This window comes from Streptomyces sp. NPDC004732 (genome assembly GCF_040609235.1).
Taxonomy (GTDB): Bacteria; Actinomycetota; Actinomycetes; order Streptomycetales; family Streptomycetaceae; genus Streptomyces.
In genome coordinates this window covers 1-14,383 of sequence record NZ_JBEXJR010000015.1, presented here as the reverse complement: position 1 = coordinate 14,383, position 14,383 = coordinate 1, and the positions used below count along the sequence as shown (strand labels likewise).

Here is a 14,383-nt window from a genome sequence, read left to right as displayed (position 1 = left end):
ACGCCCACGTACGTCCAGTACGAGGGCGTCCACCCGGCACGCCGAGAGCACGCACCAGACGCCGCGAAGCCGCCCTCCGGGCGACGACAGGAGTCTGACGACAGGCCCTAGGCCCGGTGCTCTAGTGGGTCGCGGGATCCGCCGGATGCGGTGCCAGCAGCGGGAGTTGGGAGGCAAGACGCTCCTCGCACAGCTCCACGAGCCGGTCGTACCCCTCCTTGCCCATCAGCTCGATCAGCTCGGGCCGGTAGGAGACGTACACCGGGTCGCCCGCGCCGTGCGCCGACGTCGCCGACGTGCACCACCAGTGCAGATCGTGGCCACCGGGGCCCCAGCCCCGCCGGTCGTACTCACCGATCGACACCTGGAGGATGCGCGTGTCGTCGGGCCGGTCGATCCACTCGTACGTCCGGCGCACCGGCAGCTGCCAGCACACGTCCGGCTTCGTCTCCAGCGGCTCGCGGCCCTCCTTCAGCGCCAGGATGTGCAGCGAGCAACCGGCGCCGCCCTCGAAACCGGGGCGGTTCTGGAAGATGCACGAGCCGTTGTACGGACGGGTCTGGCGGTCGCCGTCCTCGTCCGTGGCGACCCAGCCGGTCTCCCGGCCCACGTCATGGTGCTGCCAGATGTCGGGCGTGAGCCGCTCGACGTACCCGGCGACCCGCTTCTCGTCGTCATCGTCCGAGAAGTGGGCGCCCAGCGTGCAGCAGCCGTCGGCGGCGCGGCCCGGCTGGATGCCCTGGCAGCCGCTGCCGAAGATGCAGTTCCACCGAGAGGTCAGCCATGTCAGATCGCAGCGGAAGATCTGCTCGTCGTCCGCGGGATCAGGGAACTCCACCCAGGCGCGGGCGAAGTCAAGCCCCTTCTCGTCCGGCTCCGGCTTCGCTGCCTTTCCCGGCTTCCCCGGCTTCTCTGACTTCCCCGGCTTCACCGGCTTTCCCACCTTCTCCGGCTTCTCCTTCTTCGTCGGCTTCTCCGACGCGGCCTGCTTGGTCGACGGCTTCCCCGACTTCGATTTGTCGGTCTTCGCCTTTTTCGTCTTTGGCACGCCTCCAGGGTATGCGTGCGGCCGACCGCCCGAGGCCAGCCGAACGCCCCACGCGGCGTAGCGTTCCGTATATGAGACTCGGTGTCCTCGACGTGGGGTCGAACACGGTGCATCTGCTCGTGGTCGACGCCCACCCCGGCGCGCGGCCGCTGCCCGCGCACTCGCACAAGGCCGATCTGCGCCTTGCCCAACTCCTCGACCCCGCGGGGGCGATCGGACCCGACGGCGTCGACCGGCTGGTCACCGTCGTCCGGGAGGCGATGATCGCGGCCGAGGACAAGGGCGTGGAAGAGGTACTGCCCTTCGCCACCTCCGCGGTGCGCGAGGCGAGCAACGCCGACGCGGTGCTCGCCAGGGTCAAGGACGAGACAGGCGTCGATCTGCAGGTCCTGACCGGCGCGGAGGAGGCCCGGCTGACCTTCCTGGCCGCCCGGCGCTGGTTCGGCTGGTCCGCGGGCAAGCTCCTCGTCCTCGACATCGGCGGCGGCTCCCTGGAGATCGCCTACGGCCTCGACGAGGAGCCGGACGCGGCCGTCAGCCTGCCGCTCGGCGCCGGACGCCTCACCGGCGCCTGGCTGCCGACGGACCCGCCGGACCCCTCCGACGTGAAGGCGCTGCGCCGCCACGTGCGCGCGCAGATCGCCCGGACGGTCGGGGAGTTCAGCAGGTTCGGCGCCCCCGACCACATCGTGGCGACCTCGAAGACCTTCAAGCAGCTCGCCCGTCTCGCGGGCGCCGCACGCTCGACCGAGGGGCTCTACGTACAGCGGGAGCTGAAGCGGAAGTCCCTGGAGGACTGGGTGCCGCAGCTCGCCGCGATGACCACGCAGGAGCGCTCCGAGCTGCCCGGCGTCTCCGAGGGCCGGGCCGGACAGCTGCTCGCGGGGGCGCTCGTGGCGGAGGGCGCGATGGACCTCTTCGGGGTCGAGGCCCTGGAGATCTGCCCGTGGGCGCTGCGCGAGGGCGTGATCCTGCGCAAGCTCGACCACCTTCCGGCGCTGTGAGCGCGCGGCATGCACCCTGAACCGGACCCTCCGGGCGCTGACCAGGGCGGCACGAGGCCACCTCCCCGGCGCCACGACGGGGCCCGTACGCTGTCCCTCGTGGCAGAACCAGTGGTGCGCATCCCGGATGCGAAGGTCGCCCTGTCGACGGCCTCGGTCTATCCGGAGTCGACGGCGACGGCCTTCGAGATCGCCGCGCGCCTGGGCTACGACGGCGTCGAGGTCATGGTCTGGACCGACCCCGTCAGCCAGGACATCGAGGCCCTGCGCAGGCTGAGCGACTACCACCGGATCCCGATCCTGGCCGTGCACGCGCCCTGCCTGCTCATCACGCAGCGCGTCTGGTCCACGGACCCCTGGATCAAGCTGCAGCGCGCGAAGGCCGCCGCGGAGAAGCTGGACGCGTCGACCGTCGTCGTGCACCCGCCGTTCCGCTGGCAGCGGCAGTACTCCCGCGACTTCGTCGACGGAATCTGGCGCATGGCCGACGAGACGGATGTGCGGTTCGCCGTCGAGAACATGTACCCCTGGCGCTACCGCGACCGCGAGATGCTCGCGTACGCCCCCGACTGGGACGTCACCAAGGACGACTACCGCCACTTCACCGTCGACCTCTCGCACACCGCGACCGCCCGCACGGACGCCATGGACATGGTCGACCGCATGGGCGACCGGCTCGGCCACGTCCACCTCGCCGACGGCAACGGCTCGGCCAAGGACGAACACCTCGTCCCCGGCCGCGGCACACAGCCCTGCGCCGAGCTCCTGGAGCGCCTGGCGGTCAGCGGCTTCGACGGGCACGTCGTCATCGAGGTCAACACGCGGCGCGCGATGTCCAGCGCCGAACGTGAGGCCGATCTCGCCGAGGCGCTCGCCTTCACCCGGCTGCACCTGGCGTCCGCGGTGAAGGTGCCCCGCTCATGACCTCCGGTGCACCGTCGGAGGCCACCGCGCCGCGGCGCCGGGGCCGCCCGTCCCGTACGCAGACGGAGACCGGGCCCGCGACGCGCGACGAGATCCTGCGGGCGGCCCGCGAGGAATTCTCCGTACGCGGGTACGAGAAGACGTCCGTGCGCGGCATCGCCAAGGCCGCCGGGGTGGACCCGGCGCTCGTGCACCACTACTTCGGCACGAAGGAACAGGTCTTCGAGGCGGCCATCACCATCGCCTTCGCGCCCGCGCTGAAAGCGCCCGCCGCGATCGACGAGGGACCACTGGACGGGGTCGGCGAGCGCCTGACCCGCTTCGTCCTCGGCGTCTGGGAGAACCCCGCGACGCGCGCCCCGCTGCTGGCCATCGTGCGCTCCGCGGTGGACAACGAAACGGCCGCCGCGATCTTCCGCCGCCTCATCTCCACCCAGCTCCTCGGGCGCATCGCGGGGCGGCTCCAGGTGCCGGACGCGGAGCTGCGGGCCGAGCTCGCGGCCGCGCAGCTCGTGGGCGTCGCGATGCTGCGGTACGTGATCCAGGTCGAGCCGCTGGCATCGGCGGACGTGGAACAGCTGGTCGCGCGACTGGCCCCCGTGGTGCAGGGACATCTGACGGGGCCGTGAGTCGGGGCCGTGAGACCGGCGTCCCGCAATCCGGACAGCCTGTCCAGATCCTGGAGCCGCGGCGTACGCTCGACAGCAGTCATATCTCTCGTCACGTCTCTCCATAGATCGTCGAAATCCCTGAAGGAGCGAGCGACCATGCCCGAGCTCAGGTCCCGCACAGTCACCCACGGCCGCAACATGGCGGGCGCCCGCGCCCTTATGCGCGCCTCCGGTGTACCCGGGGCCGACATCGGGCGGAAGCCGATCATCGCCGTGGCCAACTCCTTCACGGAGTTCGTGCCGGGCCACACGCACCTGCAGCCGGTCGGCCGCATCGTCTCCGACGCGATCCGCGAGGCGGGCGGCATCCCGCGCGAGTTCAACACGATCGCCGTGGACGACGGCATCGCGATGGGCCACGGCGGAATGCTGTACTCCCTGCCCTCCCGCGACCTGATCGCGGACTCCGTGGAGTACATGGTCGAGGCGCACTGCGCCGACGCCCTGATCTGCATCTCCAACTGCGACAAGATCACCCCCGGCATGCTGATGGCCGCCCTGCGCCTCAACATCCCGACGGTCTTCGTCTCCGGCGGTCCCATGGAGGCGGGCAAGGCCACCCTCGTCGACGGCACGGTCCGCAAGCTCGACCTGGTCAACGCGATCAGCGACGCGGTCGACGAGAGCATCTCGGACGAGGACATCCTCCGCATCGAGGAGAACGCCTGCCCGACCTGCGGCTCCTGTTCCGGCATGTTCACCGCCAACTCGATGAACTGCCTGACCGAGGCCATCGGCCTCTCCCTGCCGGGCAACGGCTCGGTCCTCGCCACGCACACGGCCCGCAAGGAGCTGTACGAGCGGGCGGGCCGGACGGTCGTCGACATCACCAAGCGGTACTACGACGGCGACGACGCCTCCGTCCTGCCGCGCAACGTCGCCACCCACGCGGCCTTCGAGAACGCCATGGCCCTCGACATCGCCATGGGCGGTTCGACCAATACGATCCTGCACCTGCTGGCCGCGGCCCGCGAGGCCGAGATCGACTACGACCTGGGCGACATCGACGCCGTCTCGCGCCGCGTCCCCTGCCTGGCCAAGGTCGCCCCGAACGCCGCGCCCACCACGACGTACTACATGGAGGACGTGCACCGCGCGGGCGGCATCCCCGCACTGCTCGGCGAGCTGTACCGGGGCGGTCTCCTCAACGAGGACGTGCACACCGTCCACTCGCCCTCCATCAAGGAGTGGCTGGACGCCTGGGACATCCGCTCCGGCGCCACCTCAGCCGAGGCCGTCGAGCTGTGGCACGCGGCGCCCGGCTGCCGACGCTCCGCCGAGGCCTTCTCGCAGTCCGAGCGCTGGGACTCCCTCGACACGGACGCCGCGAACGGCTGCATCCGCGACGTCGCCCACGCCTACTCCAAGGACGGCGGCCTGGGCGTCCTCAAGGGCAACATCGCCGTGGACGGCTGCGTCGTGAAGACCGCGGGCGTCGACGAGTCGATCTGGACCTTCGAGGGCCCCGCGGTCGTCTGCGACTCGCAGGAAGAGGCCGTCGAGAAGATCCTCAACAAGGGCGTCAAGGAAGGCGACGTCGTCGTCATCCGCTACGAGGGCCCCAAGGGCGGCCCCGGCATGCAGGAGATGCTCTACCCCACCTCCTTCCTGAAGGGCCGTGGCCTCGGCAAGGCCTGCGCCCTGGTCACCGACGGCCGCTTCTCCGGCGGCACCTCGGGCCTGTCGATCGGCCACGCCTCGCCCGAGGCGGCGTCCGGCGGCACGATCGCGCTCGTCGAGGACGGCGACCGGATCCGCATCGACATCCCCGGCCGCTCGATCGAACTCCTCGTCCCCGAGGAGGAGCTGGCCACCCGCCGCGCGGCGCTCGGCGGGGTGTACGAGCCGAAGGCCCGCGAGCGCAAGGTCTCCGCGGCTCTGCGCGCGTACGCGGCGATGGCGACCAGCGCCGACAAGGGCGCGGTCCGGGACGTGTCGAAGCTCGGCTGAGGCGCGGGGCCGTCACACGGAAACTTTTTGCGGCGCGGGCGCGTCCTTGGTGTGGGATACACACCGAGGGCGGCCCGCGCCGCCGTGTACGGGGGGAGAGCACTGTGAGCGAGAACGTCATGGCGCCGGAAGTCGATGGTGCAGCAAGCGCGGACGGCACGGACATCGAGGCGATGGCCGCAAGGAGCTACCCGATCGTCGCGGACGTCAACGTCCGATCGGGCCCCGGCACTTCGTACCGCAAGGTCGGCCGCCTCAGCGCGGGTTCCCGCGTCACCATCGCCTGCCAGAAGCCCGGCGAGACGGTGACGGGGCCGACCGGCACGTCGAAGATATGGGACCGCATCGGCAGCGGGCGGTACGTGTCGGACACGTACGTCCGCACGGGCAGCAGTGGGTACGTGGCACCGCGCTGCTGAGGTGCTGAGATGCTGAGGTGCTGAGCCAGGGCCGCCGGGGGCCGGTGTTCAGCCGGACTTCGGCGGCTTCGTCGCGTCGAAGGCGAACACCGTGTTCTTGGCGGCCGCCACGACCACCACGCTGCCCTTGACGGCCACGCGCGGGCTGGCGTTCACCTCGCCCGCCAGACCCTCGGCGCGCGGGTTCGTCGTCCACCGCGGCTCGCCCTTGCGCGACGTGAGCGCGGCGACCCGGCCGCTGGCCGAGCTGAAGTAGAGCAGCCCGTCGCCGTCCCCGGACACCGGCCCGGACAGGCCCTCCGCGCCCGTCTGCCGGGACCACTTCTTCCTGCCGGTCGCCGGGTCGAGCGCCGTGACGAGCCCGGTCTGCCCGGTCACGAAGACGCTGCCGTCCGCCATCCCGGGCGTCCCGTCGTACGTCTTCTGCAGCCGCGAGTACGCGACCTTGTGCGAGGCCCTGTCCACCCGCATCACCCCGTCGTAGCCCACCAGCTCGGGCCCCTCGTGGCGCTCGTGCAGGAGTACGAGGCCGTCGTCGGCGGTACCGACCGGCACGGCGGGGCCCCGGACGGGGACGGCCTTGCCGAGGCTGCCCGACGCGAGGTCGACGACGCGCAGGTCGGGGTGGCGCACATCGGTCGCGGCCAGCTCGGAGCGGGGCGCGCACATCGCGTACAGCCGCGTCCCCGCGGGGACCGGAGCGCACTGCTTGCCCGCGGGGAAAGGCTGCTTCCAGGCCACCTTTCCGCTGTGGGCCTGCCGCGCCTCGAAGCGGTTGTTCGACGCGTCGACCGTCACGACGGTCGAGTTGATCACCACGGCGTCCTGCGCACGGTTCGTCACCGCCGTCGACTGGGCGCCGGACGGCGTCGACCACAGCTCGTCGCCGCTGTCCGCGTCGATGGCGACCACTTCGGTGGCGGGGTTGACCGGATCGTCCTGGGCCGCGATGCGGTAGCCGAGCACCGTGTCGCCGGTGACGCCCACCATGTGCATGCCCTGCATGGGCACGCCGGGGCTCTTCTCCGTCCAGACACGGGAGCCGTCGGAGAGCCTGATCCGCGTCGCGACGACGCTGCCGCCCCCGCAGAACAGCGCGTCGTCACGCGCCTCGCAGCGCACCTCGTCCGGAATGTCGGGGCGGCCGCCCCGCAGGGTCTTGCGCCACGGCTCGAAGCCGCCCGGCAGCCGCGCCCCGGCCGCCGCGATGTCACGCCCCTCGTCACCCGTGCCACCGGACCCGCCCGAGTCGCCCGCCCGCACCACCGCGACCCCGCCGCCGATCGCGGCCACGGCCACGGCGGCCGCGAGCGCCGGACGCCAGCGGCGGCGCAGCCGACGGCCGAAGAAGGTCCCCGTGTCCTGCGTGGCGGTCGACGGCGACGCGGCGCCGGGCGCCGGAGTGTCGTCGTCGGCCGACAGATGGTGCTGCGTGTCCGTCTCGCGCGTGCAGCGCGGGCTCTCGGCAGGACCCGTCGGACCCGTCGCGCCGCCCAGATCGGACGGCAGATCCCGCAGCCGTACGAGAAGTTCGTCCGCCGAAGGACGGTCCTCGGGATCCTTCGCGAGGCACGGCTCGACCACCTGCCGCAGCTTGCCCGGCACCTCGCCCAACGAGGGCGGCTCGTGGACCACTTGATACGCCGTCATGTACGGGCTGTCCGCGTCGAAGGGCCCCTGCCCGGTCGCCGCGTACACCAGCAGCGTGGCCAGCGAGAAGACGTCGGAGCGCGGCCCGACGCCGCGCGGTGCCTGCAGCTGCTCGGGCGACATGAACGGCGGCGTGCCGATCACCCGGCCCGTCATCGTCAGCGTCTGCTGGTCCGCGGCGCGCGAGATGCCGAAGTCGATGACCCGGGGGCCCTCGGGGGAGAGGACCACGTTGGACGGCTTGAGGTCCCGGTGCACGACGCCCGCGCGGTGGATGTCGCGCAGCGCCTCCGTGAGCCCGATGGCCAGCCTGCGCAGCTCGGCGCCGCCGATCGGGCCCTGCTTGGCGATGCGCTGGGCGAGGGTGTGGCCCTCGATGAACGCGGTGGCCATCCAGGGGTGCTCGGCCTCGGGGTCGGCGTCGATCACGGCCGCGGTGAAGGCGCCGCTGACTCGGCGGGCCGCGGCGACCTCCTGCCGGAAGCGGATCCGGAACTCCTCGTCGTCCGCGAACTGCTGGTGGATCAGCTTGATCGCGACGGGGCGGCCCGACGCCGAGCGCGCCAGGAAGACCGTGCCCATGCCGCCCGACCCGAGACGGGCCTCCAGCGGGTACCCGCCGATCTCCTCCGGGTCTCCTCCACGGAGCGACATGCTCACCGACCTCCCCCGCGTTCACCGATGCAACGTTTCGCTGCCCAAACTAGCGGCCGGGACGTACAGGCTGGCAAGGCGGGGGACGAATAGGGCGTGCCTGTCCGCACGACGCCCCGGCCTCGCGGGGCGGCAGGCGATAATCAACCGGTGAGCGAAGAACCCGCCCCCCAGGGACCCACAGGAACCCCGACCGCCTCCTCCGGCACCGCGCCCGGACCGCAGCCCGAGCCACTCCGCTTCTTCGGGACGACCTGGGTCGCCCACGACGGCGGCTACGGCGCCCGCCGCGCCGGCGTCGCCGTCGGCTCGCTGGTGGGCGCGGCCGCCGGCTGCTTCGTGCTGCGCTTCGCCTACGAGGGCCTGACCATCGCGGCCGTCGGCACGCTCGTGAACGCCCTCGTCGTCGTCATGTTCGCGATCTGCAGCGCCCTCGCCTTCCGCCGCACCTGGGAAGGGTTCACCCGGCGCCACGACGCGGAGTCCCAGTCCTCGACGCGCGGCCTGATGGCGATCGGCTTCGTCGGCAGCCTCCTCGCCTACTTCCTCCGCTCCCTGTCGGAGGCCCCGGGCGAGAAACTGCACCGCAAGGAGTACGAGGCGGCCCGCGAGCAGTACACAAAGCGCACGGAACGCCGCACGGGCAACCCGTCCCGCAAGAAGCGCAAGCGCTGAGACACGGGCCGGGACCGTTGTGGGTCCCGGGGGCACGGGCGGGCGGCCCTGGCGGATGTGACTCTCCGCGCGCCACGATCTCCCCATGACTGCCACCCCTTCCCGCGCCCACTCCTTCAACGCGGCCGCCGCCCAGTACGCGGCATACCGCCCCTCCTATCCGCCCGCCCTCTTCGACGCCGTCGAACACCTGGCGGGCCGCCCCCTCGCGGGCGCCCGCGTCGTCGACGTGGGCGCGGGCACCGGAATCGCCACGGCGCTGCTCGCCGAGCGAGGCGCGGAGGTCCTCGCGGTCGAGCCGGGCGACGGCATGGCGGAACAGCTCCGCCGCACGCTGCCGCACATCCCCCTCGTACGCGGCAACGGCAATGCCCTGCCGCTGGCCGACGGCTCGGCCGACTTCATCACGTACGCCCAGGCCTGGCACTGGACGGACCAGGAACGCTCCGTGCCCGAGGCCCTGCGCGTGCTGCGCCCCGGCGGCGCCCTCGCCCTGTGGTGGAACCGCCAGGGCGACGCGGACCCCGAGACACCGTGGCTCGGCGAGCAGGCCGCCCGCATCGCCCGTTTCCTGGGCGCGCCCGACGACGCCCACCGCGCGGCCGACCAGGCGGCGCGCCGCGCGAGCGACCTGACGACCGCCCTCGAATTCCGCCGCGACCGGCTCCGCTGGAGCCGCCGGGTCCCCGTCGACACCCACCTCGCCAACCTCGCCACGCACTCGGCGTTCCTCGTTCTCGGCGAGCGCCGCACGGCGGACTTCGTCGCGGAGGAGCGCACGGAGCTGCTGAAGGTCTTCCCGGACGGCGTGGTCGAGGAGCGCTACGCCGTCGAACTACTGGTCTGGGTTGACGAGGGGTAGGCGCCGGGAGGATTATTCATCACATGATGAATAAGAGGAGCCCGGCGGCCTGCCCCGAGGCTTCGGCGGCCCGCCCGGCCGACAACCAACCGGACGCGACGGACCCCCGCCCCGCCCCGACCGCACCCGTCCCGACGGAACCCCGAACCGCAGAAACCGCCACGGCACACGCGCCCGCACCCGCACCCCCGGCCACATCCCCCGCCCCGTCCCCGGCCGTCCTGGCCCAAGGCCTGACCGTCGTCCGCGGCCCCCGCACCGTCCTGCGCGGCCTCGACTTCACCGTCCCCCGAGGCCAGATCACCGGACTCCTCGGCCCCTCCGGCTGCGGCAAGTCCACCCTCATGCGCGCGATCGTCGGCACCCAGGCCAAGGTCACCGGCACCCTGAACGTCCTCGACCACCCCGCGGGCGCCCCCGCCCTCCGCTCCCGCATCGGATACGTCACCCAGAGCCCGTCCGTCTACGACGACCTGACCGTCCGCCAGAACCTCGACTACTTCGCGGCGATCCTCGACCCCGGCACGGGCACCGCGGCCGACCGCCGACGCGACCACGTCACCCGCGTACTCGACGACGTCGCCCTCACCTCGCACGCCGACTCCCTCGCCGGCCACCTCTCCGGCGGCCAGCGCAGCCGCGTCTCCCTGGGAGTCGCCCTCCTCGGCGCCCCCGAACTCCTCGTGCTCGACGAGCCGACCGTCGGCCTCGACCCCGTACTCCGCCGCGACCTGTGGCAGCTCTTCCACGCCATCGCCGCCGACCGCGCCGCCACGCTCCTCGTCTCCTCCCACGTCATGGACGAGGCCGAACGCTGCCACCGCCTCCTCCTCATGCGCGACGGCGAACTCCTCGCCGACGACACCCCCGACGCCCTGCGCGCCCGCACCCACTCGGACACGGTCGAAGAGGCCTTCCTCCACCTCGTGGACGAGGCCGACGCACGCCACCAGGCCCCGCCGAGGAGCACCCCATGAACCTCTACCGCACCCTCGCCACCGCCGCGCGAGTCCTGCGCCAGCTCCGCCACGACCCCCGCTCCATCGCGCTGATGATCCTGGTCCCCTGCGTGATGCTGCTCCTCCTGCGCTACGTCTTCGACGGCAGCCCGCAGACGTTCGACTCCATCGGCGCCTCGCTCCTCGGAATCTTCCCGCTCATCACGATGTTCCTGGTGACCTCCATCGCCACCCTGCGCGAACGCACCTCGGGAACCCTCGAACGCCTCCTCGCCATGCCCCTCGGCAAAGGCGACCTCATCGCCGGATACGCCCTCGCCTTCGGCGCCCTCGCCGTCGTCCAGTCCCTCCTCGCCACGGGACTCGCCCTGTGGGCCCTCGGCCTCGAAGTCACCGGATCCGCCTGGCTGCTGCTCCTGATCGCCCTGCTCGACGCCCTCCTCGGCACCGCACTCGGCCTCTTCGTCTCGGCCTTCGCCGCCTCCGAATTCCAGGCCGTCCAGTTCATGCCGGCCGTGATCTTCCCCCAGCTCCTGCTCTGCGGCCTGTTCGCCCGCCGCGACACCATGCAGCCGGTCCTGGAGTGGACCTCCAACGCCCTTCCCATGTCGTACGCCGTCGACGGCATGAACCAAGTCCTCCACCACCCCGACATCACCGGCGACTTCATCCGGGACGTCGTCATCGTCGCGGGCAGCGCACTCCTCGTCCTCGCCCTCGGCGCGGCCACCCTCCGCCGCCGCACCGCCTGACCCACGTCGCCCGACCCACCCCGCCGGACCCGGCACGCGGCATCCCGCCCACCGGACACCACCACTGCCCCCGGCACACCGATGCGAGGATGGTCCCCGGACGAAGCAACCCCGGAGGCCACCGTTCATGAGCAGCAACACGAGCCAGAAAGTCGCCGTCCTCGGCACCGGAAAGATCGGTGAAGCCCTGCTCAGCGGCATGATCCGCGGTGGCTGGGCGCCGACCGACCTGCTGGTCACCACCCGCCGCCAGGAACGCGCCGACGAACTCCGCACCCGCTACGGCGTCACCCCCGTCAGCAACGCCGACGCCGCCAAGCAGGCCGACACCCTGATCCTCGCCTGCAAGCCGCAGGACATGGCCAAGCTGCTCGACGAACTCGCCCCGCACGTCACCCCCGACCGCCTGGTCATCAGCGCCGCCGCCGGTATCACCACGGCCTTCATCGAAGAGCGCCTGACCGAGTCCACCCCGGTCGTCCGCGTCATGCCGAACACTCCCGTCCTCGTCGACGAGGGCATGTCCGTGATCTCGGCCGGCAGCCACGCCTCCACCGCGGCGCTGGCCCACGCGGAGGCGATCTTCGGCGCCGTCGGCAAGACCCTCCGCGTCCCCGAGACACAGCAGGACGCCTGCACGGCCCTCTCCGGCTCGGGCCCCGCCTACTTCTACTTCCTCGTCGAAGCCATGACCGACGCAGGCATCCTCCTCGGCCTGCCCCGCGACAAGGCCCACGACCTGATCGTCCAGGCGGCGATCGGCGCGTCCGTGATGCTCCGCGACAGCGGCGAGCACCCGGTGAAACTCCGCGAGAACGTCACCTCCCCCGCAGGCACCACGATCAACGCCATCCGCGAGCTCGAGAACCACGGAGTGCGCGCGGCCCTCATCGCGGCCCTGGAAGCAGCCCGCGACCGCAGCCGCGAACTGGCCTCCGGCAACAACAGCTGACCCACGCGGGCCCCGGCAGCGAGGTCGCGATGCGCCGCCACGCCGCATCGCGCCCCGCCACCAGCTCCCGCGCCTACCGCGCCTCGCTCACCGCGCCTCGCTCACCGGCGGCAGCAGCCCGATCGCCCGATAGGCGCCGTCCACCGTCGGCTTGGCCATGCCCCGCGCCCGCTCAGCTCCCCGCCGCAACACCTCCTCTACATACGTGGGGTCTGCCACCAGCTCCTTGTGCCGCTGCTGTACGGGCCTGAGCAGTTCCACCACGGCCTCGGCGGTGTCCTTCTTCAGTGCGCCATACGACTCGTATGCACCGCTCAAGGCTTCTGGGTTCCCACCCTGACAAGCCGCGAGGATCTCCAGCAGGTTCGAGACCCCCGGCTGGGACTCGCGGTCGAACACGATCTCGCTGCCGCTGTCCGTGACGGCCCGCATGATCTTCTTGCGCACGACCTCCGGCTCGTCGAGCAGATAGACGATCCCGGCCCCGGCCTCGTGGGACTTGCCCATCTTCGACGTCGGGTCCTGCAGGTCCATGACCCGCGCGGCCACCTTGGGCGGTGTGGCCCGCGGCACGACGAAGGTCTGCCCGTACCGCTGGTTGAACCGCACCGCCAGGTCCCGCGTCAGCTCGACGTGCTGGGTCTGGTCCTCACCGACCGGCACCTCGTCGGCGTCGTACGCCAGGATGTCCGCCGCCATCAACACGGGATAAGTAAGGAGCGACAGCCGCACGCTCCCGCCCCGCGCCCGCTCGAGCACGGACTTCTCCTTGTACTGGATCATCCGCCGCATCTCGCCGTCCGTCGCGACGCACTCCAGCAGATACGAGAGCCGGGCGTGCTCGTCCACATGGCTCTGGACGAAGACGGTGGCCCGCTCGGGATCGATCCCCGACGCGAGCAACAGCGTCGCCGCCTGCCGACTGAGCCTGCGCACCCGTCCGGGATCGTGCTCCACGGTCAGCGCGTGCAGGTCGACGACGCTGAACAGCGAGTCGGCCCGGTACTGGTCGACCTCAGCCCACTGCCGGACGGCTCCCAGGTAGTTGCCCAGGGTCAGGTGCCCCGTCGGCTTGACCCCGCTGAAGATCCTCGTCATTTCTCCGCCTCCTGGTCAGGACCGCCGGCCCGGCGACCGGGCTCCGGATCCCCCAGGGGGAGAACGAGAAACGGCCGCCGAGGCGGCGGCCGTTGAGTACATGCGTATGTACGGCCGCCGTCAGGCGGCCCACCACAGTTGGGCGTACGCACGTGTAGTCACGTCACCCAGAGTAGACCTGCCGGGGCCCCATGTCAGGAGTTGACACCCCCGGCGTGGCTACGTAGTGTTCTCCGAGTTGCCCGACGTGAGCGTCGACCACATGGTCGGTCCCCGGGCAGCCATTCCGCAAGAACCATTAAAACGATCGACGTCGTGCACTCTTCGGGGTCCCGCCTTCGGTTTGCTTTCATGCGTGTTTGCGAAATGAGGAATCGGCGTTCGAAAGGACGCCCCCGATTAGGTCGGGAGCCAGGATTCCGCTAAAGTCTCACTCGTCGGAACGGCCCAACAGCCGCAAAGACAAACCCACTTCGACTGGGAGTCAGGCCCGAAAGGATCTGATAGAGTCGGAACCGCCGGAAAGGGAAACGCGAAAGCCGAAAGGCCGGAGCGGGAACCGGAAAGGCACCGAGGAAGTCGGACACGAAAGAGTCTGATAGAGTCGGAAACGCAAGAACGAAGAACAAAAAGAAACACCGAAGGGAAGCGCCCGGAGGAAAGCCCGAGAGGGTGAGTACAAAGGAAGCGTCCGTTCCTTGAGAACTCAACAGCGTGCCAAAAGTCAACGCCAGATATGTTGATACCCCGACTCACTTCGGTGAG

General features: G+C 71.2%; 13 protein-coding genes. 10 read left to right on the top strand and 3 right to left on the bottom strand.

All coding sequences use genetic code 11. The annotated features are described in order from the left end of the window. Positions 1-121: 121 nt before the first annotated feature. Entirely contained in the window at positions 122-1,048 is a 927-nt protein-coding gene (locus ABZV77_RS35010; RefSeq protein ID WP_356266046.1) for a hypothetical protein, read from the bottom strand. Positions 1,049-1,119: 71 nt separating this feature from the next. On the opposite strand from ABZV77_RS35010, the gene ABZV77_RS35005 reads away from it, so the two are divergent. From ABZV77_RS35005 to ABZV77_RS34985, 5 genes are all read left to right on the top strand, one after another. Next, positions 1,120-2,052, top strand: coding sequence for a Ppx/GppA phosphatase family protein (locus ABZV77_RS35005; protein ID WP_356266043.1), 933 nt, complete (start codon positions 1,120-1,122; stop codon positions 2,050-2,052). A gap of 99 nt (positions 2,053-2,151) precedes the next feature. Beyond that, the gene (locus tag ABZV77_RS35000; RefSeq protein ID WP_356266040.1) at positions 2,152-2,976 is read left to right on the top strand and encodes a sugar phosphate isomerase/epimerase; all 825 of its coding nucleotides are present in this window, start codon (positions 2,152-2,154) and stop codon (positions 2,974-2,976) included. Continuing rightward, a complete protein-coding gene (locus tag ABZV77_RS34995) occupies positions 2,973-3,605 on the top strand; it encodes a TetR family transcriptional regulator (RefSeq protein ID WP_356266037.1) in 633 nt (210 codons plus the stop codon). Before ABZV77_RS35000 ends, ABZV77_RS34995 begins: the two co-directional genes overlap by 4 nt. A 138-nt stretch (positions 3,606-3,743) precedes the next feature. After that, positions 3,744-5,597, top strand: coding sequence for a dihydroxy-acid dehydratase (ilvD, locus tag ABZV77_RS34990; protein WP_356266034.1), 1,854 nt, complete (start codon positions 3,744-3,746; stop codon positions 5,595-5,597). 173 nt (positions 5,598-5,770) lie between these two features. Next, complete coding sequence (locus ABZV77_RS34985) at positions 5,771-6,016, top strand: SH3 domain-containing protein (protein ID WP_356266350.1); 246 nt, start codon at positions 5,771-5,773, stop codon at positions 6,014-6,016. 48 nt (positions 6,017-6,064) lie between these two features. On the opposite strand, the gene ABZV77_RS34980 is transcribed toward ABZV77_RS34985, so the two are convergent. Continuing rightward, a complete protein-coding gene (locus tag ABZV77_RS34980; protein ID WP_356266031.1) occupies positions 6,065-8,320 on the bottom strand; it encodes a serine/threonine-protein kinase in 2,256 nt (751 codons plus the stop codon). Positions 8,321-8,470: 150 nt separating this feature from the next. Between ABZV77_RS34980 and ABZV77_RS34975 the strand changes: the two genes are divergently transcribed. The 5 genes from ABZV77_RS34975 to proC all read left to right on the top strand — a co-directional run bounded on the left by ABZV77_RS34975 (position 8,471) and on the right by proC (position 12,520). Then, a complete protein-coding gene (locus ABZV77_RS34975) occupies positions 8,471-8,995 on the top strand; it encodes an EamA/RhaT family transporter (protein WP_356266028.1) in 525 nt (174 codons plus the stop codon). An 85-nt stretch (positions 8,996-9,080) separates the two neighbouring features. Then, positions 9,081-9,857, top strand: coding sequence for a class I SAM-dependent methyltransferase (locus ABZV77_RS34970; protein WP_356266025.1), 777 nt, complete (start codon positions 9,081-9,083; stop codon positions 9,855-9,857). Between the two features lie 23 nt (positions 9,858-9,880). After that, positions 9,881-10,834, top strand: a complete 954-nt coding sequence (locus tag ABZV77_RS34965) for an ABC transporter ATP-binding protein (protein WP_356266022.1) — start codon at positions 9,881-9,883, stop codon at positions 10,832-10,834. Beyond that, positions 10,831-11,568, top strand: coding sequence for an ABC transporter permease (locus ABZV77_RS34960; RefSeq protein ID WP_356266019.1), 738 nt, complete (start codon positions 10,831-10,833; stop codon positions 11,566-11,568). Before ABZV77_RS34965 ends, ABZV77_RS34960 begins: the two co-directional genes overlap by 4 nt. A 127-nt stretch (positions 11,569-11,695) precedes the next feature. Continuing rightward, the gene (proC, locus tag ABZV77_RS34955; RefSeq protein ID WP_356266016.1) at positions 11,696-12,520 is read left to right on the top strand and encodes a pyrroline-5-carboxylate reductase; all 825 of its coding nucleotides are present in this window, start codon (positions 11,696-11,698) and stop codon (positions 12,518-12,520) included. An 87-nt stretch (positions 12,521-12,607) separates the two neighbouring features. On the opposite strand, the gene trpS is transcribed toward proC, so the two are convergent. Next, the gene (gene trpS / locus ABZV77_RS34950; protein WP_356266013.1) at positions 12,608-13,618 is read right to left on the bottom strand and encodes a tryptophan--tRNA ligase; all 1,011 of its coding nucleotides are present in this window, start codon (positions 13,616-13,618) and stop codon (positions 12,608-12,610) included. Between the last annotated feature and the right edge of the window lie 765 nt (positions 13,619-14,383).

What these genes read in the sequence shown, in the direction of transcription:
- ABZV77_RS35005 (WP_356266043.1), top strand. Translation starts at nt 1,120, where the DNA reads ATGAGACTCGGTGTCCTCGACGTGGGGTCGAACACGGTGCATCTGCTC.
- ABZV77_RS34995 (WP_356266037.1), top strand. Translation starts at nt 2,973, where the DNA reads ATGACCTCCGGTGCACCGTCGGAGGCCACCGCGCCGCGGCGCCGGGGC.
- ilvD (WP_356266034.1), top strand. Translation starts at nt 3,744, where the DNA reads ATGCCCGAGCTCAGGTCCCGCACAGTCACCCACGGCCGCAACATGGCG.
- ABZV77_RS34985 (WP_356266350.1), top strand. Translation starts at nt 5,771, where the DNA reads ATGGCCGCAAGGAGCTACCCGATCGTCGCGGACGTCAACGTCCGATCG.
- ABZV77_RS34980 (WP_356266031.1), bottom strand. Translation starts at nt 8,320, where the DNA reads ATGTCGCTCCGTGGAGGAGACCCGGAGGAGATCGGCGGGTACCCGCTG.
- ABZV77_RS34970 (WP_356266025.1), top strand. Translation starts at nt 9,081, where the DNA reads ATGACTGCCACCCCTTCCCGCGCCCACTCCTTCAACGCGGCCGCCGCC.
- ABZV77_RS34965 (WP_356266022.1), top strand. Translation starts at nt 9,881, where the DNA reads ATGATGAATAAGAGGAGCCCGGCGGCCTGCCCCGAGGCTTCGGCGGCC.
- ABZV77_RS34960 (WP_356266019.1), top strand. Translation starts at nt 10,831, where the DNA reads ATGAACCTCTACCGCACCCTCGCCACCGCCGCGCGAGTCCTGCGCCAG.
- proC (WP_356266016.1), top strand. Translation starts at nt 11,696, where the DNA reads ATGAGCAGCAACACGAGCCAGAAAGTCGCCGTCCTCGGCACCGGAAAG.
- trpS (WP_356266013.1), bottom strand. Translation starts at nt 13,618, where the DNA reads ATGACGAGGATCTTCAGCGGGGTCAAGCCGACGGGGCACCTGACCCTG.